The 23,944-nt window shown below is 69.7% G+C and carries 27 protein-coding genes; 21 read left to right on the top strand and 6 right to left on the bottom strand.

Annotation, left to right across the window (positions count from 1 at the left end):
- The first annotated feature begins 263 nt into the window (after positions 1-263).
- The 4 genes from ACZ60E_RS36935 (at position 264) to ACZ60E_RS36920 (ending at position 3,114) form a co-directional block, all read left to right on the top strand.
- On the top strand, positions 264-1,022 hold the full coding sequence (locus ACZ60E_RS36935) for an LmeA family phospholipid-binding protein (RefSeq protein ID WP_469446256.1): 759 nt from the start codon (positions 264-266) through the stop codon (positions 1,020-1,022).
- Positions 1,023-1,543: 521 nt separating this feature from the next.
- Positions 1,544-2,389, top strand: coding sequence for a sulfurtransferase (locus ACZ60E_RS36930; RefSeq protein ID WP_469446254.1), 846 nt, complete (start codon positions 1,544-1,546; stop codon positions 2,387-2,389).
- A 38-nt stretch (positions 2,390-2,427) separates the two neighbouring features.
- Entirely contained in the window at positions 2,428-2,715 is a 288-nt protein-coding gene (locus tag ACZ60E_RS36925; protein ID WP_055513194.1) for a DUF1416 domain-containing protein, read from the top strand.
- Positions 2,716-2,853: 138 nt separating this feature from the next.
- A complete protein-coding gene (locus tag ACZ60E_RS36920; RefSeq protein WP_384813064.1) occupies positions 2,854-3,114 on the top strand; it encodes a DUF3099 domain-containing protein in 261 nt (86 codons plus the stop codon).
- 22 nt (positions 3,115-3,136) lie between these two features.
- Here ACZ60E_RS36920 and ACZ60E_RS36915 read toward each other — a convergent pair whose 3' ends face one another.
- Positions 3,137-3,499 (bottom strand): DsrE family protein, encoded by a 363-nt coding sequence (locus tag ACZ60E_RS36915; RefSeq protein WP_107015259.1) that lies wholly within the window; start codon positions 3,497-3,499, stop codon positions 3,137-3,139.
- A 250-nt stretch (positions 3,500-3,749) separates the two neighbouring features.
- On the opposite strand from ACZ60E_RS36915, the gene ACZ60E_RS36910 reads away from it, so the two are divergent.
- From ACZ60E_RS36910 to ygfZ, 3 genes are read left to right on the top strand one after another with little or no spacing between them, the layout of a single operon-like run.
- A complete protein-coding gene (locus ACZ60E_RS36910) occupies positions 3,750-4,325 on the top strand; it encodes a heme-binding beta-barrel domain-containing protein (RefSeq protein ID WP_210881211.1) in 576 nt (191 codons plus the stop codon).
- 15 nt (positions 4,326-4,340) lie between these two features.
- Positions 4,341-4,865 (top strand): Fur family transcriptional regulator, encoded by a 525-nt coding sequence (locus ACZ60E_RS36905; protein WP_384813068.1) that lies wholly within the window; start codon positions 4,341-4,343, stop codon positions 4,863-4,865.
- A 34-nt stretch (positions 4,866-4,899) separates the two neighbouring features.
- The gene (ygfZ, locus tag ACZ60E_RS36900) at positions 4,900-5,886 is read left to right on the top strand and encodes a CAF17-like 4Fe-4S cluster assembly/insertion protein YgfZ (RefSeq protein WP_385837931.1); all 987 of its coding nucleotides are present in this window, start codon (positions 4,900-4,902) and stop codon (positions 5,884-5,886) included.
- An 83-nt stretch (positions 5,887-5,969) separates the two neighbouring features.
- Here the strand turns inward: ygfZ and dtd are convergent, their stop codons facing one another.
- On the bottom strand, positions 5,970-6,395 hold the full coding sequence (gene dtd, locus ACZ60E_RS36895) for a D-aminoacyl-tRNA deacylase (RefSeq protein ID WP_469446250.1): 426 nt from the start codon (positions 6,393-6,395) through the stop codon (positions 5,970-5,972).
- A 203-nt stretch (positions 6,396-6,598) separates the two neighbouring features.
- Here dtd and ACZ60E_RS36890 point away from each other — a divergent pair, with 203 nt between their 5' ends.
- On the top strand, positions 6,599-7,261 hold the full coding sequence (locus ACZ60E_RS36890; RefSeq protein WP_469446248.1) for an RsiG family protein: 663 nt from the start codon (positions 6,599-6,601) through the stop codon (positions 7,259-7,261).
- Between the two features lie 139 nt (positions 7,262-7,400).
- Complete coding sequence (locus ACZ60E_RS36885; protein ID WP_469446247.1) at positions 7,401-8,657, top strand: GNAT family N-acetyltransferase; 1,257 nt, start codon at positions 7,401-7,403, stop codon at positions 8,655-8,657.
- A 195-nt stretch (positions 8,658-8,852) separates the two neighbouring features.
- Here the strand turns inward: ACZ60E_RS36885 and ACZ60E_RS36880 are convergent, their stop codons facing one another.
- On the bottom strand, positions 8,853-9,038 hold the full coding sequence (locus ACZ60E_RS36880; RefSeq protein WP_384813079.1) for a hypothetical protein: 186 nt from the start codon (positions 9,036-9,038) through the stop codon (positions 8,853-8,855).
- A 264-nt stretch (positions 9,039-9,302) separates the two neighbouring features.
- On the opposite strand from ACZ60E_RS36880, the gene ACZ60E_RS36875 reads away from it, so the two are divergent.
- Positions 9,303-10,154, top strand: coding sequence for a winged helix-turn-helix domain-containing protein (locus tag ACZ60E_RS36875; RefSeq protein ID WP_384813081.1), 852 nt, complete (start codon positions 9,303-9,305; stop codon positions 10,152-10,154).
- 57 nt (positions 10,155-10,211) lie between these two features.
- Here the strand turns inward: ACZ60E_RS36875 and ACZ60E_RS36870 are convergent, their stop codons facing one another.
- Positions 10,212-10,400 carry a hypothetical protein gene (locus ACZ60E_RS36870; RefSeq protein ID WP_210881204.1) on the bottom strand — a complete coding sequence of 63 codons (189 nt, stop codon included), beginning with the start codon at positions 10,398-10,400 and terminating at the stop codon, positions 10,212-10,214.
- A 265-nt stretch (positions 10,401-10,665) separates the two neighbouring features.
- On the opposite strand from ACZ60E_RS36870, the gene ACZ60E_RS36865 reads away from it, so the two are divergent.
- The 7 genes from ACZ60E_RS36865 (at position 10,666) to ACZ60E_RS36835 (ending at position 18,456) form a co-directional block, all read left to right on the top strand.
- Entirely contained in the window at positions 10,666-11,544 is an 879-nt protein-coding gene (locus tag ACZ60E_RS36865; RefSeq protein WP_385837937.1) for a GntR family transcriptional regulator, read from the top strand.
- Positions 11,545-11,613: 69 nt separating this feature from the next.
- Positions 11,614-12,372, top strand: coding sequence for an HAD family hydrolase (locus tag ACZ60E_RS36860; RefSeq protein ID WP_469446245.1), 759 nt, complete (start codon positions 11,614-11,616; stop codon positions 12,370-12,372).
- Positions 12,373-12,609: 237 nt separating this feature from the next.
- Positions 12,610-13,437 (top strand): GntR family transcriptional regulator, encoded by an 828-nt coding sequence (locus tag ACZ60E_RS36855; RefSeq protein ID WP_469446244.1) that lies wholly within the window; start codon positions 12,610-12,612, stop codon positions 13,435-13,437.
- 141 nt (positions 13,438-13,578) lie between these two features.
- Positions 13,579-14,712, top strand: coding sequence for an aminoglycoside phosphotransferase family protein (locus ACZ60E_RS36850; RefSeq protein ID WP_469446243.1), 1,134 nt, complete (start codon positions 13,579-13,581; stop codon positions 14,710-14,712).
- A 10-nt stretch (positions 14,713-14,722) separates the two neighbouring features.
- Complete coding sequence (locus ACZ60E_RS36845) at positions 14,723-15,586, top strand: HAD family hydrolase (protein ID WP_469446241.1); 864 nt, start codon at positions 14,723-14,725, stop codon at positions 15,584-15,586.
- Between the two features lie 81 nt (positions 15,587-15,667).
- The gene (locus tag ACZ60E_RS36840) at positions 15,668-16,288 is read left to right on the top strand and encodes a TetR/AcrR family transcriptional regulator (protein ID WP_469446269.1); all 621 of its coding nucleotides are present in this window, start codon (positions 15,668-15,670) and stop codon (positions 16,286-16,288) included.
- A gap of 41 nt (positions 16,289-16,329) precedes the next feature.
- The gene (locus ACZ60E_RS36835) at positions 16,330-18,456 is read left to right on the top strand and encodes a HelD family protein (RefSeq protein ID WP_469446240.1); all 2,127 of its coding nucleotides are present in this window, start codon (positions 16,330-16,332) and stop codon (positions 18,454-18,456) included.
- 36 nt (positions 18,457-18,492) lie between these two features.
- Here ACZ60E_RS36835 and ACZ60E_RS36830 read toward each other — a convergent pair whose 3' ends face one another.
- Positions 18,493-19,410, bottom strand: a complete 918-nt coding sequence (locus ACZ60E_RS36830) for a nitroreductase/quinone reductase family protein (protein WP_469446239.1) — start codon at positions 19,408-19,410, stop codon at positions 18,493-18,495.
- Between the two features lie 548 nt (positions 19,411-19,958).
- Between ACZ60E_RS36830 and ACZ60E_RS36825 the strand changes: the two genes are divergently transcribed.
- The 3 genes from ACZ60E_RS36825 (at position 19,959) to sigJ (ending at position 22,052) form a co-directional block, all read left to right on the top strand.
- Entirely contained in the window at positions 19,959-20,378 is a 420-nt protein-coding gene (locus ACZ60E_RS36825) for a hypothetical protein (protein ID WP_469446237.1), read from the top strand.
- A gap of 130 nt (positions 20,379-20,508) precedes the next feature.
- Positions 20,509-21,171 carry a carboxymuconolactone decarboxylase family protein gene (locus tag ACZ60E_RS36820; protein WP_469446236.1) on the top strand — a complete coding sequence of 221 codons (663 nt, stop codon included), beginning with the start codon at positions 20,509-20,511 and terminating at the stop codon, positions 21,169-21,171.
- Positions 21,168-22,052, top strand: coding sequence for an RNA polymerase sigma factor SigJ (gene sigJ / locus ACZ60E_RS36815; RefSeq protein WP_384813113.1), 885 nt, complete (start codon positions 21,168-21,170; stop codon positions 22,050-22,052). Before ACZ60E_RS36820 ends, sigJ begins: the two co-directional genes overlap by 4 nt.
- A gap of 133 nt (positions 22,053-22,185) precedes the next feature.
- Here the strand turns inward: sigJ and ACZ60E_RS36810 are convergent, their stop codons facing one another.
- Positions 22,186-23,067: a GNAT family N-acetyltransferase gene (locus ACZ60E_RS36810; RefSeq protein ID WP_469446235.1), complete on the bottom strand. Its 882-nt coding sequence runs from the start codon at positions 23,065-23,067 to the stop codon at positions 22,186-22,188.
- Positions 23,068-23,213: 146 nt separating this feature from the next.
- Between ACZ60E_RS36810 and ACZ60E_RS36805 the strand changes: the two genes are divergently transcribed.
- Positions 23,214-23,792, top strand: coding sequence for a helix-turn-helix domain-containing protein (locus tag ACZ60E_RS36805; RefSeq protein WP_469446234.1), 579 nt, complete (start codon positions 23,214-23,216; stop codon positions 23,790-23,792).
- The last annotated feature ends 152 nt before the right edge of the window (positions 23,793-23,944 follow it).

Below are 23,944 nucleotides of genomic sequence, written 5' to 3'. Positions count from 1 at the left end.
CCTCAAACGCCGGACGGGCTGAAAGCTCTTCAGCCCGTCCGGCGTTTGAGGACGAGCGCGGAGCGCGATCAAGGGGGCGAGGGGCGCAGCCCCATACGTGGACGGGAACGGGTAGGGGCGGCGGGGGCGAGGGAAAAACGCCTGATCACACCCACCCCCCTGTCACAGGTGATCGACAACAAACCCGACCCCCGGCCGACAGGCCACCCCACGGGGTTACCCTCGCGCACAGAAGACCGCCGAGGTGGGGGAACACGGAGACAATGCGAGCACTGCGAATACTTCTGATCGTGACCATCGTCCTGGGCGGCCTCTTCGTCATCGCCGACCGCGTAGCCGTCGGCTTCGCCGAGGACGAGGCGGCGGACCGCCTGAAGACCAACGAGGGCCTGTCCAGCACCCCGGACGTCTCGATCAAGGGCTTCCCCTTCCTCACCCAGGTCGTCGGCGGCGAACTGGACGAGGTGCAGGTCGGCATCAAGGACTACGAGGCCGACACGAGCGGCGCGGCGAACGGCACGGGCGCCGACGTCCCCGCCAAGATCCACATCGACAACCTCACCGCCCAGATGCGGGGCGTCGCGTTCTCCGGCGACTACAGCTCCGCGAAGGCGGCCAGCGCCACCGGCACGGCCACGATCTCGTACGCCGAGCTCCTCAAGGCGGCCAAGGCCGAGCCCGTGGACGTCGCGACCGGCGTCACCGCCCAGGTGGTCGGCCTCTCCGACGGCGGCAACGGCAAGATCAAGGTCGAGGTGGAGGCCACCGTGCTCGGCACGAAGCTGCCCCGCCCGGTCTCCGTGCTCAGCTCGGTCAGCGTCAAGGGCGACAAGGTCGTGGTGAACGCGGACTCCCTCCCCAACCTGGGTGTGCAGCTCGCGGAGGACAAGGTCCGGCTGATCACCGACTTCCAGCAGAAGATCGACGGTCTGCCGGGCGGCATCAAGCTCGACAAGGTCGAGGCGGCCCCCAAGGGCGTCGACATCGACGTCAAGGGTTCGGACGTCAGCCTCGTCGGGTAGTTCGGGGAGGAGCGCAGGACGGCCGCCGTACAGGACGGCCGCCGTACCCAGGCCGTAGGAAGTGCCGTCCGCCGTCCGCCGTCCGAAAGGCGAGACGGACCCGTCCGCACAGCAGATCCGCGGACGGCGGGACACGGGCCCCGTGGGCCGTGAAGGCCCAGAGGGCGTGCGGGGGCAGGTCGCGCGCCCCTCACATCCCACATCGCGGACGATCGCGTCTCAGCATGCGACACGCCGGTGACATGTCCGGCTTTCCGTCCCTACGATCGACGGCATGACGCAACAGGCGGACTTCACGAAGCGGCGGGCAGTGGACCTGTGCCGCGTCGCCGCCATGCTCTGTCGCACCTTCTGAGCGGAAGCCTTCGTCCTTCCGCGAGCCGGGCCCTTCGACCTTTCCTGTCGGGGCCGCCCCCGCGCCGCGTACACCCGCCCGAGCGGTTCAGACCCCGAGCGCGTACCGCGTCCGCACCTCTCACCGCCGCACAGCCCCGCCGTAACTGCCCCGGAGGAGAACGAGCATGAGCCGCAGTGACGTCCTGGTAGACGCCGACTGGGTCCAGGAGCACCTGGACGACCCGAACGTGGCCGTCGTCGAGGTCGACGAGGACACGTCCGCGTACGAGAAGAACCACATCAGGAACGCCATCCGGATCGACTGGACCAAGGACCTCCAGGACCCGGTCCGCCGTGACTTCGTCGACCAGGAGGGCTTCGAGAAGCTCCTCTCCGGCAAGGGCATCGCGAACGACACCCTGGTCGTTCTCTACGGCGGCAACAACAACTGGTTCGCGTCCTACGCCTACTGGTACTTCAAGCTCTACGGCCACGACAACGTGAAGCTCCTCGACGGCGGCCGCAAGAAGTGGGAGCTCGACTCCCGCGACCTCGTCGACGGCTCGCAGGTCCCCGAGCGCGCCACGACCGACTACAGGGCCAAGCCGCAGAACAAGGCGATCCGCGCCTTCCGTGACGACGTCGTCGCCGCGATCGGCCAGCAGAACATCGTCGACGTCCGTTCGCCCGACGAGTTCTCCGGCAAGCTGCTCGCCCCCGCGCACCTGCCGCAGGAGCAGTCGCAGCGCCCCGGCCACGTGCCGTCCTCGCGCAACATCCCGTGGTCGAAGAACGCCAACGACGACGGCACCTTCAAGTCGGACGACGAGCTCAAGGCCCTCTACGAGGACGAGCAGGTCGACCTGTCGAAGGACACCATCGCCCTGTGCCGCATCGGTGAGCGTTCCGCGCTCACCTGGTTCGTGCTGCACGAGCTGCTCGGCGTCGAGAACGTCAAGAACTACGACGGCTCGTGGACCGAGTACGGATCCCTCGTCGGTGTGCCGATCGAGCTCGGCGCCAACAAGTAACCCTCACGGCCACAAGGACTCAAGGACGGAAACGAAACATGTGTGGAGCGAAGGCCGGCGGCCCCGACGCCTCGACGATCAAGCCCGGTGAGACCACCATCCAGGGTCACGTGACCAAGGACGGCGAGCCGGTGGTGGGCTACGTCCGCCTGCTGGACTCGACGGGCGAGTTCACCGCCGAGGTTCCGACCTCGGCGACCGGACAGTTCCGGTTCTACGCGGCCGAGGGAACCTGGACCGTTCGCGCCCTCGTTCCGGGCGGCACGGCCGACCGTACGGTCGTCGCCCAGACGGGCGGCCTGGCCGAGGTGGCCATCGCCGTCTGAACCACCACGTGAACCGTCCGGCGGTTCGCACCGTATGAACGGCCGAAGGGCCGCACCCCCGGGGGTTGGACGCTTTCCGGTACGGGGTGTGGCCCTTCGGCTTGTCCCGGTTGTCCCGAACCGGTCTACGCTGGACGTATGTATGCGCGAAGGCGGCACGTCTACTTCGCCATGATGGGGACGTGCATCGGGCTGTTCGTACTGGCCTGGGGAGTCGTCCGGCTCTGGTCGGTCCCCGTGGCCGTGGGCATGTGCGTCGTGGCGATGGTGATCCCGCCGCTCGCCGCGATGACGGCCAACCGGCGGGGCCCCGACGACCGCTGGTGGGACGACCCCTCGGGCGACAACAAGTCCGACGAGTGGTGGGACGAACTGGACGGCAAGAAGCGCCGGCGGTAGGGACTCCGAGGGGCCGGGGCGCTCAGTAGACGAGCGCCTGGGTGTCGTCGGCCAGGGCCTCCTGCACGAAGACCTGCGCGCCCGCGATCCGTACGCCGTCGATGACGTCCTTCTCGGAGATGTCCCGGCGGGCCGCGCACTGCGTGCAGAGGGTGAGACGGCCGCCGGCCACGATCGAGTCGAGCAGGTCGGGCAGCGGGGCCGCGTGCGGGAGCTCGAACTCGGCGGCACGGCCGGGCAGCGCGAACCACGCGGACTCCCCGGTGAGCCAGAGCGAGACGTCCACCCCGCTGGCCACGGCGACCGCCGCCACCGTGAAGGCCTGCGAGCAGCGTTCGGGGGCGTCGGCCCCTGCCGTCACCTTGATCACGAGCTTCTTCGCCATGCCCGAATCGTAAGGGGCGCGATGGGCCGACCGGCGCCCCTCGGAGAGAGAGCCGGTTCCCGCCCGTCTAGAGTGGGGACCGGCTCTGTACTGCCCACCACCGCGCCACCCGAGGAGCACCCCGTGCTTGAGTACTTCTTCGAAGTCCTGCTGATCCTGGTCTGTGTCGGCGTTCTCGCCTTCACCGGGCTCGCCGTGAAGAAGCTGTACCAGGGCCAGCGCTGACCCCCATCAAGGAACTGCCGACCTCATGATCGAGATCCCGTCCGACCTGCACAAGGACCTCGTCCCCCTCGTCTTCCTGCTCGGTGAGTGGACCGGCGCGGGCGTTCACGACTTCCCCGGCGCCGAGAAGTGCAACTTCGGCCAGGAGGTCAGCTTCACCCACGACGGCCGGGACTTCCTCGAATACCACTCGCACACCTGGGTCCTCGACTCCGAGGGCAACAAGGTGCGCCCGCTGGAGTCCGAGTCGGGCTTCTGGCGCATCGACAAGGACCGCAAGGTCGAGGTCGTGATGGTCCGCGACGACGGTGTGGTGGAGATCTGGTACGGCGACCTGGCCGCCAAGCAGCCGCAGATCGACCTGGTCACGGACGCGGTGGCCCGCACGGCCGCCTCGGGCCCGTACAACGGCGGCAAGCGCCTGTACGGATACGTGAAGAGCGACCTCATGTGGGTCGGCGAGAAGCAGACCCCCGAGGTCCCGCTCCGCCCGTACATGTCGGCGCAGCTCAAGAAGGTCGTCAGCCCCGACGACGTGGAGCGCTGGGCGAAGGCCCTCCCGGACGACATGCCGGACGACGGCATCGCTTTCTTCAAGTAGTCCTAGACTTCCGGTGTGGTGAGCACTGGAAGCAGCACCGAAGGCACGGGCGCGGACACGACGGGTGCGGGCGCCGACTGGAAGAGCGATCTGCGGCAGCGCGGCTATCGGCTCACGCCCCAGCGGCAGCTCGTGCTCGAAGCGGTGGACACCCTGGAGCACGCGACTCCCGACGACATCCTCGTGGAAGTGCGCAAGACGGCCTCGGGGGTCAACATCTCCACGGTGTACCGGACCCTTGAGCTCCTGGAGGAGCTCAAGCTGGTCTCGCACGCGCACCTGGGGCACGGCGCGCCCACGTACCACCTCGCGGACCGGCACCATCACATCCATCTGGTCTGCCGCGACTGCACGAACGTCATCGAGGCGGACATCGAGGTCGCCGCCGACTTCACGGCCAAGCTGCGCGAGACCTTCGGCTTCGTCACCGACATGAAGCACTTCGCGATCTTCGGCCGCTGCGAGGAGTGCGCGGCGAAGTCCGGCACCGCGGCCAGGTCCGGCACCGCGGCGGCGGAGTCCGGCGGCGCCGGGAAATAAAATCGGCCACCACACGGTCGTAGGCTGTGTGGATATGAAGAGCCCTCTGCTGTCCCTGCCCGGTGCCGTTCCCGCCGAGGGAGTGGACGAAGGCGTAGCCGCCCATTACGGCGACCTGTTCCGCGAGCAGCGTGCCCTCGCCGACGGCACCGGTTTCGTGGACCTCTCGCACCGCGGGGTGGTCGCCGTCACCGGTTCGGACCGGCTGAGCTGGCTGCATCTGCTGCTCACCCAGCACGTCAGCGACCTCCCGGCCGGCCGGGCCACCGAGGCGCTGATCCTCTCCGCGAACGGCCATGTCGAGCACGCGCTGTATCTCGTCGACGACGGGACGACGACCTGGGCGCACGTCGAGCCCGGCACGCAGGACGCGCTGATCGCGTACCTGGAGTCGATGAAGTTCTTCTACCGGGTCGAGGTCGCCGACCGCACCGGCGATCTCGCGGTCGTGCATCTGCCCGCCGGTTCCATCGCCGAGGTCCCCGAGGGGGTCGTCGTACGCGAGACCTCGTACGGGCGGGATCTGTTCCTGCCGCGCGCGGATCTGGAGTCGTTCGCCGAGGACGCGGGCGAGGACGGCGTCAAGCACGGGCCCGCCGTCGGGCTCCTCGCCTACGAGGCCCTGCGTGTCGAGCAGCACCGGCCGCGCCTCGGTTTCGAGACCGACCACCGCACCATCCCGCACGAGCTGGGCTGGATCGGCAGCGCGGTGCATCTGCAGAAGGGCTGCTACCGCGGCCAGGAGACCGTCGCCCGCGTCCAGAACCTGGGCAAGCCGCCGCGCAGGCTCGTCTTCCTGCACCTGGACGGCAGCGAGGTCCATCTGCCGCCGCACGGCACGGAGTTGCGTCTCGCGGACGAGGGCGCGGAGGGCCGCAAGATCGGTTTCATCACGACGTCCGTACGCCATCACGAGCTGGGCCCGATCGCGCTGGCCCTGGTCAAGCGGAACATTCCCCTCGACGCCCGGCTGACGGCCGACGAGACGGCCGCCGCCCAGGAGGTCGTGGTCGAGCCGTAGGACACGGGGGCCACGGCGGCCAGAGCGGCCACAGCGGCCACGGGCCGACCGGGTTTCACACGCCGCTCGTCACACGCCGGTCGTCACATGTCGATCAGTACCGTGAACGGGCCGTCGTTCGTCAGCGAGACGCGCATCTGCGCGCCGAACCTGCCCGTGGCCACCGTCGCGCCCAGCGAACGGAGTTGGGCCACGACCTCGTCCACGAGGGGCTCGGCCACATCGCCGGGGGCCGCCGCGTTCCAGGTGGGGCGCCGGCCCTTGCGGGCGTCCCCGTAGAGGGTGAACTGGCTGATGACGAGCAGCGGCGCGTCGATGTCGGAGCACGACTTCTCGTCGGTCAGCATCCGTACGGACCAGAGTTTCCGGGCCAGTTGGGCCGCTTTCTCCTTCGTGTCCTCGTGGGTCACCCCGACAAGGACGCACAGTCCCTCGCCGTCGATCTCCCCGACCGTCTCACCGTTCACGACGACGCTCGCGCCGTCCACCCTCTGCACCACCGCACGCATGTGGTCCATCATGCCGTGCGTCCGGCCGACGCCGTCACGCGCACCGGACGGCCCCCGACGGCAGCGCCACGACCTCCGTACGGGGTGTTTCTTATTGATCCTTAACAGTCCATCTGGGGCCGATCGGGGGCACTCGGTCACATAGCGGCCACTTGGGGTGGCACGATGCTCACACGCGCCGGTCGAGGGGACGGTTGAGGCACATGAGCACACCGAGTACGGGGCAGTCACCCGGGTTCGTTTCGCTGATCCGGGGGGAGCCGCCGGGGGCGCCGACGTCGATCCAGGCGGTGCGTCCGCCCACTCAGCGAACGGACAGTCCGATGCCGCAGCCCGCGCCCGCCGCACCCGAACTGGGCGTCCTGCTCCTGCCCGAACTGCGCGGCCTGCGCAGGGACGCGCAGCGGGACGAGGCCGATCTGAGTTACGTACGGCGGCTGTTGCAGGGGCGGATCGACATCCTGCGGGCCGAGGTGGGACGGCGTACGGAATCCCCCCGGGAGGGCCGGGACGACGGCCACGGGGCGCCGGCCGTCGGGGAGGCGTCGGTCGTCGCGCGGCTGTCGGAGATCCTGACGGACGGGCCCGCCCGACACCGCTCGTCGGCGCGGCACGTGACCGTGGGGACGCCGTACAGCGAGGAGTACCGGCTGCTGGCCGCCGAGATGCTCTCCGAGGTCGAGCTGTCCGACCTGGAGGCGCGTACGGATCTGGAGCTGAGCACCGCGATGGGGCGGCTCGTGGGGTACGAGCAGCAGGTCTCTCGGCGGCGGCAGCAGTTGCAGCGCACGGCCGACGACTGCAGCGCGGAGATCGCCCGCAGATACCGCGAGGGCGAGGCCCAGGTCGACGACCTGCTCATGTAGCGGGTGGGCGGGTGTGGGGCGTGCGCGGGATATGCGCGGGATGTGCGGGACGGAGTCGGCCGCACCCGACTTCCACGCCCTGGTCGCCGGTGCCGTAATCCGCACGACAGCCTCCGGACCGTATGCCTAGCGTGGGCGCATGAGCCCGCACCAGGACATCGACGTACGCCCCATCCGTGACGACGGGGTCCCGGAGTGGACCCGTGCGCTGAACACCGGGTTTCTCCGGCCGCCGAGTGTGTCGGAGGCCGAGATCGCGGACCGCGGCGGCTACCTCGTGCCCGAGCGGACGCTGGGGGCCTTCGACGGCGAGCGGTGCGTGGGGACCTTCCGGTCGTTCCCGCAGGAGATCACGGCGGTGGGCGGCGCGGCCGTGCGGGCCGCCGCGATCACGAACGTGACCGTGACCTCCACCCACCGCAGGCGGGGCATCCTGACGCGGATGATGGCCCGGGAACTGGCCGCCGCCGAGGAGCGCGGTGACGTCGTGGCGACGCTGATCGCCGCGGAGTACCCGATCTACGGGCGGTACGGGTTCGGGGCGGCGACGACGGCCGCCGAGTGGACGGTCGACGTCCCGCGGACGGGGCTCGACCCCCGCCTGGCCGGCCCCGAGGACGGCGGCCGTGTCGACCTGGTGGACGGCGACGACGTACGGAAGGCCGGGCCGGAGCTGTACGAGCGCTTCCGGCGGGCGCAGCCGGGCGCGGTCGACCGGAGCGAGCGGTGGTGGCGGATCGCCACCGGTGCGCTGCTGCTGGACCGGGTCTCGTGGACCGAACCCTTCCACGCGGTGTACCGCGATGCGCGCGGTGAGGTCGAGGGGCTGCTCTCGTACACCGTGGACGACCGCTGGGGGGACGCGAAGCAGCCGCTGCAGACCGCGAAGGTCACGGACCTGATCGCCGTCTCGCCGGCCGCGGAACGCGCCCTGTGGCGGTACGTCTGCTCGATCGACTGGGTCACGCGGGTCAGGACGGGGTGGCGGGCGCCGGACGACCTGCTGCCGCATCTGCTGCCCGACCCGCGCGCGGCGGCGATCACCTCGCAGGCCGACTGGCTGTGGGTACGGATCCTGGACGTCGTGGCGGCCCTGGAGGCGCGTACGTACGCGGCGGCCGGCGCCCTCGTCCTGGAGGTGGTCGACGGGCAGGGGTCGGCCGGGGGCCGGTACCGGCTGGATGCCTCACCCGAGGGCGTCAGCTGTGTCCGGACCAGCGAGGACGCCGAACTGACACTGGGCATCGCCGAGTTGAGTGAGCTGTGGCTCGGGGGCGAGTCCGTGGTGCGGCTCGTGGCGCTGGGCCGGGTCCGGGAAGAACGAGCGGGCGCCGGCCCGGCGGCCGACGCCCTGCTGCGTACGTCCAGGCGACCGTGGTGCCCGGACATCTTCTGATCCTCTTGCTCCTGATCCTCTTGCTTCTGCTTCTGCTTTCGCTTCCTTCCGTTCTCGGTCTGTTGGTGCAGGTCATCCGTAGCGATTCAGTTGTTGTGCGGTGGTGCGGTGGTGCGGTGGTGCGGGCCGACCGGGCTCCCGGCTCCCCTCCGGAAGGGAACCCGGTCGGCCGGACTGACGGGCGGTGAGGCCCGGTCAGCCGGACTGGGCGAGCAGCAGCACGAGGATCACGGCCCCGATGCCGCCGATCATTGAGTTCTTGGCCTTGACACCGATGGCGAGGGCGACGAAGGCGATGACGCCCATCACTCCGTACTTCACCTGGAGCAGTTGCTCCAGGCCGATGGCGAGGGCGGCGACGAGGATGGCGATGAGCGGCATGCGGTCCCTCCTTCGGGACGGGGAGGCGGACCCCCGCTGGGACCGATCCACCTGATCGCCTGTGCGACTCTGGCGGCCAACCCCCCGGAAGCCTGACCATGTTGCTCAAGTTGGTGACCAACTTCAATGAAGTTATCTCCACTTGGATGCGTCTCATAACCACCTTCTCGATAACTGCCCAAAGATGGCGCGAAGTTGTAGTGTTTGGCCGTGGACCCGGAACACGTCGCCGTCAATGGGCGGAAGAGGGCACAACGGCCACAGATGTCACACCGCGAGGTGGCCGACGAGCTGCGCAGCCGGATCGTGTCGGGTGAGCTGCGGGCGGGAGAACGCATGCCCACCCAGGCCAGGCTGGCCGACGAGTTCGGAGTCGAGCGCGGGACCGTACGGCAGGCGCTGCGCATCCTGCAGTCGGAGAACCTGCTGTCCAACGTGTCCAAGGGCAGTCCCGCGACCGTCGCCGACAGCGTGGAGAAGGCTCTGACCGGGCCGGCGGCCCCACCGCGGACCACCATGGTGGCGCTGGCCTCACGGATCACGGCCGCCTTCTCGGCGCCCCACGTGGAGATCGACGCCCTGTGCCTGACGGCCGTCTCCCTGACGCTCGCGATGGGCGAACCGCTGCGCCTCATCCACGAGGGCCGATTAAAACCGGCCAGGATCGACGTGCGCGTGCTCCTGCCGTCCCGCGACATCGATCTGGCCTTCCCGGCGGCGGTGGACGCGACGGAGGACGGGGAGCGGGTGCAGCGGCGGTGGCTGGCCCAGCGCAATGCCCAGGGGCAGGTCCTGAAGCACAACCTGCTGGCGTTGCGGACGACGCACGGAATCGACGTACACATCACGTTCAGGGCCCTGCCGTTCACTCCGCCGGTGAAGTTGTACCTGCTCAACGAGGCGGAGGCGCTCTTCGCGTACTACACGCTGTCGCGGCGGGGCGCGGAGATCGACAGCGAGTACCTGGAGACGTACGACGCCGAGGGGACCCAGTCGACGCTGTTCGCCTTCGAGCAGGGGGAGGGGCTGCGGGCCACGACGTTCGTGGAGCAGTCGCATCTGTGGTTCAACGCACTGTGGGAGACCATCAGCTCGGAGCTGGTGCTCACGGGCTGAGATCTCCCACTTGTACGGTGCCTGGTGCTCGTCGTGCGGGCGGGCTGTCGCCGCAGGTCATAGGGCAGGTCCCGCGAACATCAGCGCCAGGACGACGGCCCCGATCGAGCTGCAGGTGGGGCTTTTCATTTTCAGGCCCACGGTGAGCAGCAGCAGTCCGACGGCGCCGCTGGGGCCGTACTGCCATTCCACGAACTGCTCGAATCCGACGACGAGGAGGGCGGAGAGAAGGGCTATGGCGGGCATGGTGGATCCTCCTTCGGGTCTTGCGGGAGCGGGCGGGAGAAGTGCGATGGTGCTGTGGTGCGATGGAGAGCGGTGGTGCGTGAGTCGTGTTCCGGTGCCGCAGAGGCGCGGAACCTTCCCATCTGCCAACTATGTGCGAGAGGAAGGAGAACTTCCGCCATCTTCACTAAGTTGGCAACCAACTATGCTTAACTTATCCCCAGTTGGTACCTATCTCAAAACAACTTTCAAACAACTCCCCATAGATGGGCCAAAGTTGTAGCGTTTGGTCGTGACCCAGGAGAACGTGGCAGTGAACGGCAGCAGAAGGCTCTCGCCGCAGGAGATCGCCGACATCCTGCGGGACCGCATCCGCGCGGGCGACCTGCGCGCCGGCGACCGCCTGCCCACCCAGGCCGAGCTCGCCGAGGAGTTCGGCGTGGAACGCGGCACGGTCCGCCAGGCCCTGCGCGCGCTCCAGGACGACGGCCTGCTCAGCAACGTCAGCAAGGGCAGCCCGCCGCGGATCGCCGAGGTCACCCACACCCGGGACGAACCCCAGCCGACGATGGTCGCGCTCGCGCCGCGGCTGGTGGAGGCGTTCGCCGCGCAGCACGTGCGGATCGACGTCGTCTGCCACACGGCGGAGACCCTGATGCTGGCCATCGGCGATCCGGTCCGCCGGATCCACGAGGGCACCCTGCGCCCCGAGTCGATCGACGTCCGCATCCTGGTGCCGTCCCGGGAGATCACCCTCGCCTTCCCCGTCTCCGTCGACAGCGACGCCGACGACGACCCGGTCCACCAGCGCTGGCTGGACATGCGCAACGCCCAGGGACACGTCCTGCGGCACAACCTCCGCGCCCTGCGCTCCTCGCACGGCATCGACGTGAAGGTCACGTTCCGCGCGCTGCCGTTCACCCCACCGGTGAAGCTCTACCTGCTCAACGGGCAGGAGGCGCTGATCGGCTACTACGTCCTCACCCGACGGGAGGAGCCGTACGAGAGCCAGACCCTGGAGATGTACGACGCCCTCGGCTCCGAGTCCCTCCTCTTCTCCTTCCTGACGCGCTCGGGGCAGCGAGACGGCGCGTTCGTGGAGGAGTCGCAGAAGTGGTTCGACGGGCTCTGGGACACCATCACCACGGATCTCACCCTGACGTGAGCGCCCCGAGGGCCAGAAAGCGGCGGACGCCCTCTGGGAAACGATCGTCGTGAAGCCGACACTCTCTGAGTGACATTCGAAACCGAACAGTTCGAGCTGGTGGCGGGCGAGGCCGAGAAGTTCCATGAGCTGGTGGGACGGGCCACGTGTGTCCTCTTCGACTTCGACGGGCCGATCTGCCGGCTGTTCGCGGGCCACTCCGCGAAGTCCATCGCCACCGACCAGGAGGAATGGCTGGCCGCGCGCGGGCTGGCCGGGGTGCTGACCGAGGGGGAGCGCAGCAGCCGTGACCCGCACTGGGTGCTCAGCGAGGTCGCCGGGCGCCACCGCGGCAGCGATCTGGTCGTCGAACTGGAGGAGTGGCTCACCCAGCAGGAGCTGAAGGCGGTGGCGCGCGCGATGCCGACGGCGTACGCCGATCCGCTCATCCGCACCTGGCGATCCGTCGGCGCGCGGCTCGCCATCGTGACCAACAACTCGGACCGCGCCGTACGGGCCTATCTGGAGAGCCGTTACCTGGTGGGGTACTTCGCGCCCAACATCTACGGCCGCACCCGGGACCTGAGCCTCCTCAAGCCCCACCCGTACACCCTGAACCGCGCGCTGAGCGCGCTCGGGGCCGCGCCGGACACCACCCTGATGATCGGCGACACCCCCTCGGACCACGCGGCGGCCCTGAGCGCGGGCGTCCACTTCCTCGGCTACGCCCGCAACGAGGAGAAGGCACAGCTGCTGCTGGACGCGGGGGTGCCCCGATGGGGCATCGTGCGGTCGCTGGAGACGGTTTTGAGGGCTGTGCGGGGTGGGGCTGTGCGAAGCACGTCCTAAGTCCACCGTCCGCCTCCTCGCCCGTCGCCGGCTTCCGCCGCCGAACCGATCAGCCCACCAATTGGGCTGATGGAAGTGAATTGGTTGTCCCCGGGCTGGCTGATCGGTAATCACCAGTCCAATGGGAGTGCTGAATTGGTGGGAAGTGGTGTGTTGGCGGCGGCCGGGCGGTAGGTTCGGTGTGTGGATACTTCACGATCGGCGGATGGCGGAGGCGGAGAGTCCACGCAGGCGCGCGTGGAGAGAGTGCTCCGGGAGCAGATGGAGAACGGGACCTATCCGCTGAAGGCCCGGCTGCCCTCGCAGCGACAGCTGGCCGACGGGTTCGGGGTCAGCCGGGACACCGTCCAGCGGGTGCTGGCCAGGCTGACCGAGGACGGGCTGATCGAGACCCGGGGCGGCAGCGGCACCAGGGTGATCAGGGTCCCGAACTCCCGGCCCGAGTCCCCGCAGTCCCAGAGGCCGGGGTCCGCATCGCTCAAGCCGCTGATCGAGCAGGCCTTCCAGCAGACCGAAGTGTCCTTGGACGTCGCCACGCTCACGGCCGAGACGCTGCTGCGGCATCTCAGGAACCAGCATGACCTGATCGCCTTCGAGGAGGCGAGCGCACCGGAGAAGCTACGGATCCGCATGCTTCTGCCGTGGACGACGGAACGGCTCGCCTATCCTCGCGCCCTGGAAGCCGGGGACACCCGGATCTGGGAGCGCTGGCGCACCATGGTCCGCGAGAACGGCATCCAACTGGACGAGTTGAAGGCCGGCTTCACGGGCCTGGGGGTGGAGACCGAGGTCGAGATCCGGCGCATTCCGGTGACACCCCAGTTCAAGCTGTATGTGATCAATGACGAGCACATGCTGTTCGGGCCGTACTCGGTACTTCCGCGCACGATCAAAGTTCCTCGCGAGGGCCATCCCGACGAGGACGAGACCGTCGACTCGCTGGACGTGCTGGGCCTCGGCGCGACCCTGTCGTACCACCGCCTGGAGGCGGACGAGAGAACGCACGACTCCGTCTTCTTCACCAGCATGACGGAATGGTTCACCTCGAACTGGGACCACTTGTAGGAAGTTCCGCATCCCGAATAGGTGACGGATGGGTCACCCATGAAAAAGTTGGTATCGCGCCATTTACCGACAGTGATCGGAGGCTGTCCAAATGGTGACACGAGGTGAAAGCAGTCACTCCAGTCACTATTCTTTGCGCGCATGTTCTCCCCTCAGCCCCGTGGAGCGCGCCAGTCACTGGTGCGCCTGTTCGCGGAGGCGCGCCGCAGTGGTCGCGACGGGCTGGTGGTTTCCGGCCACCACAACACCAACCGCATCGCCCACCTGCGACAGCCGCTGGCATTCCTCTTGGGGGCGGAGTCGGGAAAGGTCCTCGCCAAGTTCCGTACGCCTCTCCCGACGGTGGAGGTCGTCCCGCGGATCTGGCGGCGCGAGTCGGACGTGCTGCGCGCGGTCGCCGCGCATGTGGGTGAAGTACCCCGCTGTCTGGCGGACTTCGACTCATGGTCGCTGCACGGCTATCTCGACGGGCGGGCACTGGCCGACGAGAACCCCGGGGGGCAGCTCGGCAGCGCACGGTTGCTGGAGCTCGCGGAGTTCTTCGCCCGCCTCGCCGGGGTGCCCGTGGGCGAGTTGCCCCCGCTGCCGGAAGGCTGGCCCGACGAAGGGGACAGCCGGGGTTTCCTTGCCTGGCTGGCCCGGTTCGCCGAACAGAAGGTGCACCAGTCCAATCGGTCGCGCTTTGGCGGCCTCTTCGACGCGGTGGGCGTTCCGGTGGACGCGATGGACCGCTTCATGAGGTCGGTACCGAAGCTGACCAGCCGTCCGTTCTCCCTGCTTCACACGGACGTCCACCGGGCCAATGTGGTCGTCGTGTCCGACTCCGCGGGCGGGCATCTGTCGGTCATCGACTGGGAACTGGCCCTGTACGGGGACCCGTTGCACGACCTCGCCACCCACCTGGTGCGCATGAACTATGACAAGTCGGAACAGGACCTGATGACCCTCATGTGGACGGACGCCATGCGGCGCGCCGGCCACGGGGACATGACCGACGGCATGGACGTGGACCTGCCCGTCTATCTCCGGTTCGAGTACGCGCAGTCGGTGTTCCCCGATGTGATGCGCGCGGCGCTGGCGCTGCCCGGCCACCCTGGCGAGCAGGACCTCACCGCGGCGGCCGAGCGAGTGGCCCGGGCCCTGCGCAGGGCCCGGGAACCGCTCGGCCTCACGGAGAAGGTGCCGGGCCTACGGGACCTGGGCGAGGCGCTCCGGGAATGGCACGCCATGGACGGGGCGACGCGTGATCAGCACGACGGTGAAGTGGTGAAGTGAGGAAAGCGGTATGGCTGCGGGCACCGAAGGTCTCGTCGAGGAAAGGGAGGCCAGGGCCGCCTGGGGACTGGTCGTCGGCGCGCGGTGTGTGCTCTTCGATTTCGACGGCCCGATCTGCCGGCTGTTCCCCAAGGACCGGTCCAGGCCGGTCGCCGACCAACTCCGGGATCAAACCGCTGAGTTCGGCGCCGGAGGCGTACTGACGCCGGACGAGCGCGTCGACAAGGATCCGCATGCCGTGCTGAGGGCGGTGCATCGGGCGGGGCGGAATCGGTCCCTGCCGGGCCTGTTGGAGGCGCTCGAAGAGCTGGTGGTGGCAGGTGAGGTGGAGGCCGCACGGACGGCATGGCCCACACCGGACGCCGACACCCTGCTCGACCTCCTGTCGCGGCGGCGCACGCGCATGGCCGTGGTCACCAACAACTCGCCCCTGGCCGCTGAGACCTACCTAGGCCAGGAGCGTCTGCTCCACCACTTCGCCGTCATCGAAGGCCGTACCGCCGACCCCGGCCGTATGAAGCCCGACCCCGATGTCGTGTTCCGCGCCCTGCGGGGGATGAAGCTCCGCCCCGGGGACGCGGTGATGATCGGCGACACCGGTACGGACGTCGAGGCGGCCGGACGAGCGGGTGTGGGTTTCATCGGGTACGGGCGCAACAGTGAGAAACGAGAGCGCCTGCGCGCCGCCGGGGCGACGGTCGTGATCGGCTCGTACGGTCCCTTGCTCCAGCAGCTGGGACAGGCGGGTCAGCTGGGGCAGGCGGGCCACGCGGGGAGAACGCAGCGGGAAGCGGTCGGTCGCGGGGCCGGTGCGGTTCCCGGCCTCAAGGCCGGTTCTGCTCAAGGGGACGGCGGGCGTCCGGAAAATGCGTAGGCTCGGGGTATGGGCGAGACGGGTGCGTGGGGCGCGGCTGATGCGGGCGGTGCGCTCGGGGTGAGGGGCGCGGTGGGTGCCGTGGGCGCCATGGGGTTGCGTGAGCGCAAGAAGCTGCGGATGTACCAGGACGTCTCCGACATCGCCATCTCGCTCTTCCTGGAGAAGGGGTTCGAGCGGGTCTCCGTCGCGGAGGTCGCCGCCGCGGCCGAGATCTCCAAGCCGACCCTCTTCCGGTACTTCTCCTCCAAGGAGGACCTCGTCCTGCATCGGTTCGCCGATCATCAGGCCGAGGCCGCGCGGGTGGTCGGGGCCCGGGCGCCCGGGCAGTCCGCGATCGACGCCCTGCGGCTGCACTTCCTGGCCGGCGTCGAGCGGAGCGACCCCGTGACCGGGGTCAACGACGATCCCCAGGTCCTTGCTTTCCACCGGCTGCTGTACGGGACCCCGTCGCTCGTGGCCCGGCTGTACGAGTATCTGGAGCGTTCCGAGGCCGCGCTGTCCGCAGCCCTCGGCGGAGACCTGGAGGCGCGGCTCGCCGCCGGGCAGATCGTTGCCGTCCAGCGGATTCTCGCGATGGACAACTGGCGGCGGATCGCCCAGGGCGAGGGCATCGCGAAGGTGCGCCAGGACGCCGTCGCCGCCGCCGAGTCCGCCTTCGCGAGGCTGGCGGCAGGCCTCCCAGCGCACGAGATGGAGTAAAGAATGTAACTAGGTTACGTTATTCCGGTACTCTTGCCCGAATGACGTCAGCCGACCCCGATCGCGCCCTCGCCGCCTCCCTCCGCCGTGAGAGCGGCTACCACGACCTCTGCCGCGCCGCCCTCGCCGCCATGGTCGACGGCGCCCAGGAACACGTCGTCACCGGAGAGGACGTGTCCGCGTCCGGCGCCGACGCCGAAGTGCTCGGGTACGCACTCCGGAGCCGCGCGAAGGAGATGCGGGAACTGCCCCAAGGGCCCTTGTTCTTCGGCCGGTTGGACTTCCGGACGGGGCCCTCGGCCGGTGATCACGCCGGGCAGAGCTATCACATCGGGCGCCGCCGGATCAGCGAGCACCCCGCGGCCCCGCCGCTCGTCGTCGACTGGCGCGCACCCGTCTCCCGCGCCTTCTACCAGGCGAGTGCCCGCCGTCCACAGGGTGTGGGCGTACGGCGGCGGTTCGGCTGGGCGCCGGGCAGCCGGGGGGAGTCGGCCGACCTCACGGGACTTGAGGACGAGCACCTCGGGGACCCGGGACCGCAGACCCCCTGGCCGCAGACCCCCCGGGCGGAAAGCCCCCGGCCGGAGAGTCGCATCCTCGCGAGCGAGATCGAGCGCCCCCGGGTCGGCCCCATGCGGGACATCGCGGCGACCATCCAGCCGGACCAGGACGACCTCGTACGGGCCGACCTCGCCGTGTCCGTCTGCGTGCAGGGCGCCCCCGGCACCGGCAAGACGGCGGTCGGGCTGCACCGGGCCGCGTACCTGCTGTACACCCATCCGCAGCGCATCCGGCGCGGCGGACTGCTGATCCTCGGGCCGAACCCCACCTTCCTCTCCTACATCGCGGAGGTGCTGCCCGCGCTCGGCGAGACCGGGGTGCGGCAGTCGACGATCGGCGGCGAGATCGGCCGGCATCCGGTCGCGGGCGAGGACGAGGAGAGCACCGCCGTCGTCAAGCACGACGCCCGCATGGCGCAGGTGCTGCGGCGCGCCCTGTACGCGCGGGTGAACCCGGCGGGGGGCGAGGGTCTTGGCGACCTCGCCGTGCCCGACGGTTCGTACCGCTGGCGCGTGTCCCCCGGCACGCTCGCGCGGATCGTGGCGGGCGTACGGGCCGAGGAGCCGCCGTACGCCGTCGGACGTGAGCGCGTACGGACCCGGGTCGTGCGGAACGTACAGGCGCAGGCCGAACGGCGGGCCGGGCCCCAGTCCAATGCCTGGCTGCAGAAGATCTCGCGGGCGCGGCCCATCGGCGCGTACGTCGACGCGGTGTGGCCCAGGGCGAGGCCGGAGGAGGTCGTCGCGGAACTGCTCGGCGATCCGGACGCGCTGGCCGCCGCGGCGGACGGGGTGCTGGACGCGGACGAGCAGAAGGCGATCCTGTGGGCCCGGCCGCCCCGTTCGTGGAAGTCCGCCCGCTGGTCCGCGGCCGATCTGGTCCTGCTCGACGAGGTCGCGGGCCTGGTCGAACACCCGGACGGCTACAGCCACTTGGTCATCGACGAGGCCCAGGACCTGTCGCCGATGGAGTGCCGGGCGATCGGCCGGAGAGCCGCCTTCGGGTCGGTCACGGTCCTCGGCGACCTCGCCCAGGGGACCACGCCGTGGGCCGCGCGGGAGTGGGGCGAACTGCTCGACCACCTGGGGAAGCCCGAGGCGTCGGTCGTGCCGTTGACCACCGGTTTCCGGGTGCCCGAGGCGGTGGTCGAACTGGCGAACCGCGTGCTGGCCCGGCTGGACGTGGGCGTGCCTCCGGGGCGCTCCCTGCGCAGGGACGGCGAGTTGCGAATCCGCCCGACGGACCCCTCGGACGTACTGCGGGAGACGGCCGAGTGCGTCCGCCGCGCGCTCACGTACGAGGGGTCCATCGGGGTCGTCGCCGCCGACCCGGACGTCGTACGGGTGCGGGAGGCGCTCGGGGCCGCCGGGATCGAGGCCGCCGAGGTGGACCAACTGGGCGCCCGAGTAACGGTGTTGGGGGCCGGTGTCGCGAAAGGGCTCGAATACGACCACGTCGTGGCCGTCGAACCGGCCGCGATCGCGGAGGACCACGGGGCGGGGGCAGGGGTGGGTGACGGGCGGGGACTGCGCCGGCTGTACGTCGTGCTGACGCGGGCCGTGTCCAGGCTGGACGTCGTGCACGCGCGGCCACTGCCGTTCGAATGATCCGGGTCATATGGGTGAGGGGTGGCCCGGGGTGGGCTAGTGCGTCGACCCGGTCTGCGCGCTTGCCGTGGTCGGCGCGTCGAGTACGGGGATCAACTGCTCCTCCTCGTACGTCAGATGCGCCTCCAGTGCCAGGGTGAGGCGCTCGACCTCCTTGCGTACGTGCTCGGGGTCCACCGGGACTGTCCCGCCTCCCGGGCCTGCCGGGCCTGCTGCGCCTGCCGGGTCCGCGCCGATGACCCGTTTCAACTCCGCCGTCAGTTCGGCGATCCGCTCGTGTTCCTCGCGCAGGCGGTCGAGGACCGGGTCGAGGTCCGGGTGGCTGTCGGCCAGGAACGGGAACATGGCGATGTCCTCGCCGGTGTGGTGGTTGTGCAGCCCCTGGCAGAACGTCAGGCAGTTGATACGGAGCTGGGCGCCGAGCGTGGGGCCCGCGTTGCCGATCTCCTTGCGGATCAGGGCGAGTTCGCGCCGGAAGGCGTCGTGGATCAGCTGCATGTACTGGCCCATCGAGGAGGCGCCGACGTTCGGCGGACCGTCGCTCGGGTTCTGGTGGAGGACGACCACCGGGATGATCCGGCTGGTCCCGGCCTGGTAGTCGGCCCAGCCGGGGTCGGCCTCGACCGCGCGGGCGAACGCGTCGTCACGCGCGGTGCCCTCCAGGACCTCGGCCGTGGCCTCGTACGTGAACACCCCGCTCTCGACGGTGACCTGCGGATGCGCCACCAGGTTGTGGAACCAGTCCGGATGCTTCGGAGCGCCGGCCGCAGAGGCGATGACCAGCACGTCTCCGTCCCCGTCGGCGTAGTACGCGACCGGAGTGGTGTGCCGTTCCCCGGAACGGGCTCCCGTGGTGGTCAGAAGGATCAGCCGGGCGCCCTCGAAGGGGCCGCCGACCTCCCCGGCGTTGGCGCGGAATTCTTCGATGATCTGCTGGTTGAAGGCGTTGGGCATTCTTTTCTCTCTGCTGGATTCATTCCGGAAAAGGGCATGGGGAATCGCCGCGGGGCGAATTGCACACCGTGCACGGTGGAACCCGCGGTGAATTGAGCGCAGGGCAGCGCAACGGAACGCAGCGCAACGGAACGCAGCGCAACGGAACGCAGCGCAACGGAGCGCGGATGCGCATGCGCATGCAGTGAGGAAGGTGAGGGCGCGCGACGAGACATGCAGGCACGAGACATGCAGGCACGAGACATGCAGGCACGAGACGTGCGGATACGTGCGCGAAGGCACACTTGGCGGCAACGTGGTGCGGCACCAGGTGCGAGTACGCGTGTGGGTGGGGGCGGCCCTCTGGCCCGCCCGGGCCTCACTCGGAGGCCGGGAACCCTACTGTTTCTTGGCCAATGGCCGACCCGGCAGTCACGGCGAAAATGCTAGGGGAATTCGCGCGTCCAGGCAATGGCGTTCAGGAAATCAGGTGCCGCAAAGGCTCTTTTGTCGAGCCGTGACCGGTGCACGGTGGACCGCCGGCACCCCTCCGTGGTCGACTCCTTGCCATGAGTCTGTCGGTCGATGTGTACGTGCCCCGCGCGGAGGGCGGCATCGAGGTGCTGGACATTCCGCCCGGGTGCTCCGACGCGGCGGGCCGGGAGGACTGGCGCACCGAGGTGTGGGGGTCGGAACCGGTCCGCTCGCTGGGCGCGCGGTTCCTTCCGCGGCTCGCCGCCGAGGACCTCACCGTGGCACCGGACGAGATCCCCGCCTTCCTCGCCGAGTGCGATCTCCTCCGCACGCATCTGGGGCGGATCACCGGACACACCGACGACGTGAGCCACACCGACGAAGTGAGCCGCGCCGGTGACCTGAGCCGCGCCGATGACGTGGGTTTCGCCGCCGACGTGCGCCGCAGCCTGGACAACATCGTGGCCGCGGCCCGGCGGGCGGCGGACATCGGGGGCGGGATCATCATCTGGTAGGCGACGGCCGCAGCCGTGGCGATGTCGATGTCGATGTCACGTTCGCGAACCCGCCGGTGTCTTCATGCCGTTCACGCTTCACGCTTCACGCCGAGCCGAAACGGCAGACGTCCGAGGAGGACAAGACACCATGGCACTACGCATCACGAAGGCGGAACTCCCCGCCGAGGTCGAGGAAGAGCTGATCAAGCAGTTCGGCACGGTCCCCGAGCCCTTCGCGGTGACCGCGCACAACCCCAAGGTCGCCCAGGACTCCTCGGAGATGGGCGGCAAGGTCAACGAGTGGGACCTGGCCGACGAGGGTCTCAAGACGTTCGCGCACATGGCGGTCGCGGCACTGGTCGGCTGCGGTTGGTGCCTCGACATCAACTACTTCCAGGCGCTGAACAAGGACCTGGACCTGACCAAGGCGAGCCAGGTGCCGCGCTGGCGGGAGTCGGAGGTGTTCACCCCGCTGGAGCGGGACGTGCTGGGGTACGCCGAGGCCATGACGCACACCCCGCCGACCGTCACCGACGCGCAGTACGCGAGCCTGCTCGGCCGGCTCGGCGAGGCGGCCATGGTCGAACTCACCGCGTCCGTCGCCTTCGCCAACCTGGCGACCAGGAACAACTCGGCGCACGGGATCAGCTCGCAGGGCTTCTCCGACGCGTGCGGAATCCCGCTGTCCGCGCGACCGGATGAGCGGTCGGATGCGCGGCTGGATGCACGGCCGGACGCGAAGACGGACACGCGGTCGGATGCACGGCCGGACGCGCGTCCCGCCGAGTCCGGCGTGGTGTCGACGGCATGACCGGTGACGCCGATCCGTTCGTCGTCCATCGCGCCCTGCTGTTCACGGTGGCCTACGAGATGCTCGGGTCGGCGGCCGACGCCGAGGACGTACTCCAGGAGTCCTGGCTGCGGTGGGCCGACGTCGACCGGTCGCAGATACGCGACCCGAGGGCGTACCTCGTCCGGGTCGTCACGCGGCAGGGACTCAACCGGCTGCGGACGTTGTCGCGCAGCCGGGAGGAGTACGTGGGTGAGTGGCTCCCGGAACCGCTGCTGACCAGCCCCGATGTCGCCGAGGACGTCGAACTCGCGGAGAGCGTGTCGATCGCGATGCTGACCGTCCTGGAGACGCTCGGGCCCACGGAACGGGCGGTGTTCGTGCTCCGCGAGGTCTTCGAGATGCCGTACGGCGAGATCGGCGAGGCCATCGGGAAGTCGGCGGCCACGGTGCGGCAGGTCGCACGGCGGGCCCGCGAGCACGTGGCCGCCCGGCGACCGCGGGTGCGGGTGAGCCCGTCGGAGCAACAGGCCGTCGTGGGACGGTTCCTGCTCGCACTGCGGACCGGACGACTGCGGGACCTGATGGAGATCATGGCGCCGGACGTGGTGCTGGTCGCCGACGGAGGTGGGCTGGTGCCCGCCGCGACGGCTCCGGTCCACGGGGCCGAACCGGTGTCGGTGCTGCTCGCGCGCGTGAGCCAGGTGACGGCGGTGGCCGGGACGACGACCGGGACCACGGCCGTGTGGCTCAACGGCGCACCCGCGGTACGCATCGAGATCGGCGGCGAGTCGGCAGCGGTGAGCCTCGTCGTGGAGGACGGGCGGGTCACTCGGATCTACGTGGTGAGGAACCCGCACAAGCTGACACGGCTGGACGAGCCGGCGGAACTCGCCAGGTAGGGGGAACGGGGAGCGGAGGAGGGGAGGGTGGCGTGGGTGTTCCGGCGGGTCGGGGCGGATGTCCACCGCCCCGCCCCGCCGCAACACCCACGGTCATTCGGTTACTCGGTTACTCGGTTACTCGGTCACGAGGTCACTCTCTCTTGCCACTTCCTCCCGCGAAGTCGTAGCCCGACCAGTTGGTCAGCCGGCGGTAGCCGAGGCGTTGGTAGAGGGCGTTGCTGGTGGGGTTCGCCAAGTCCGTGAACAGGACGACCTCCCGCGCGCCCGCGGCCAGCGCGGCCCGGCTCACCTCCGCGGTGACGGCGCCCGCGTACCCGTGACCACGCAGGTGGGACGGGGTGTAGACGACATCCACCTGCACCTGGCTGCCGATCACGGGGTTCATGCCCGCGACGGAGACGGGGGTGCCGTCGGGGGTCTCCCAGAGCGTGTAGGTCTTGTCGGCGTAGCGGGTGCCGGCCCAGGAACCGGCGTCGATGGACACGTCCTCCCCGGTGGCCCTGGCGAACTCGCCGCACCAGTACATGACGTCGTCGAGGTCCTGCTCGCCCAGCAGCCGGCTCCGGCCCGCCGGGTGCGGATCGGGCGGGGTGAGCGTGCCGAGGCGGTACAGGCCCAGCCGCGTGGAACGGAGGGCCGGTGTGGCCCCCGTGTGCCGCTCCCACGCCTCGGCGAACAGGGCGGCGGTGCCGTCGTCCGCGCTGACGGCGGGGAGGGAGTGCCCGAGGACGGCCAGGCGGGCGGCGAGGCCGTCGGCCTGCTCGGGGGTGAGCGGGGTGGGGACCAGCGCGCGGGAGGGGAGCCGGTAGAAGGCGGCGCGGACCACGCCCGCCTGCTCCAGCAGCCCGAAGAGGGGCGGCTCGACGCCGAAAGCCGCGGCCCCACGGGCCCGCAGCCGCGCGGTCCACGTCAGCGGCATGACGTGCAGGCCGGGCCGCGACCGCAGGAAGCCGCCGGCCAGGCCGAGAAATTCGTCGACATCCTCGGTGAGGTGCCAGTCGTCCGGTCGCATACGGGGGCAGTCCTTGGGGTGAGGGCCGGATGAGGGCGCGGGTCGGATCGGTCGGATCAGGGTGCGGGATGCGGGGCGCAGTGGCGTAGCGCACTTTTGCAAGCATGTGCTTGCAATAGTTAGCAAGGGTGGTGCAGGGTAGACGCATGGCATCACTCAACGTCGGCAATCTCGGTGAGTATCTGCGGGACCAGCGGCGCAACGCGCAGCTGAGTCTGCGGCAGCTCGCCGAGGCCGCCGGGGTGTCCAATCCGTATCTGAGCCAGATCGAGCGCGGGCTGCGCAAGCCGAGCGCGGAGGTGTTGCAGCAGGTCGCCAAGGCCCTGCGGATCTCCGCCGAGACGTTGTACGTCCGCGCCGGGATCCTCGACGCCGAGCGCGACCGGGACGAGGTGGAGACGCGTGCGGTCATCCTCGCCGACCCGACGCTCACCGAGCGGCAGAAGCAGGTGCTGCTCCAGATCTACGAGTCCTTCCGCAAGGAGAACGGGTTCGAGATCAAGGCGGTCGAGGACCTGCTGGACGCGGAAGGCGTGCCGGACGCGTCGGACATGGCGAGTGTGTCGGACGTATCAGCCGTCACGCGCGTAACGGATGGCGGGGACACCGTCGTTGACAGGGCCCGCGCGGCCGACGGCAGCGATGCCGCACAGAAGGACCCGCAGGACCCGCAGGACCCGCACGACTCGCAGCACCCGCACGACCAGCAGTCCTCCGCGAGCTGACCTCGTCCGGCGTCACGACCGGGCACGGCGTGTCCCGGCACGGTCCCGTACGGACCGGCCGGCCCGCCGGTCGACCGGTCGGCCACGGAGCAGCGACAGACAGACCGCACGAACACGCACACCCATACCCTCACGCCCCACGCGACAGTGAT

Source organism: Streptomyces sp. NPDC102514, assembly GCF_055584525.1.
The sequence above is the reverse complement of the archived record's forward strand: the minus strand, read 5'-3'. Positions and strand labels throughout refer to the sequence as shown.